Source organism: Bacillus paramycoides, assembly GCF_001884235.1.
In the GTDB taxonomy this organism is placed as follows: Bacteria; Bacillota; Bacilli; order Bacillales; family Bacillaceae_G; genus Bacillus_A; species Bacillus_A paramycoides.
The window spans coordinates 1-227 of sequence record NZ_MAOI01000047.1; the positions used below are offsets into that span (position 1 = coordinate 1).

Below are 227 nucleotides of genomic sequence, written 5' to 3' on the forward strand. Positions count from 1 at the left end.
ACCGTTTACTTTGGATTCATATCCAGCTACTGACTGTTCTTTCACTTCGTACTTGTACGCTACCCCGTTTGTATCGTATGCTTGTAGCTTTTCAAACGTGTACTTCCAATTTGTTGCCGCTGTTACTTCTTTTGTATCTACTACTTTACCGTTTTGGAGTAAGTCTACTTTAATCGAGCTTGGACGATCTGTTGCGTTGTTATCGTTCCACGTTTTTGTTCCTTCTA

1 protein-coding gene is annotated in these 227 nt (G+C 40.1%); it reads right to left on the reverse strand.

What is annotated here, in order from left to right:
- The coding region (locus BAU28_RS07630) for a Cna B-type domain-containing protein (RefSeq protein WP_116500333.1) at positions 1–227 on the reverse strand (227 nt) is incomplete at both ends.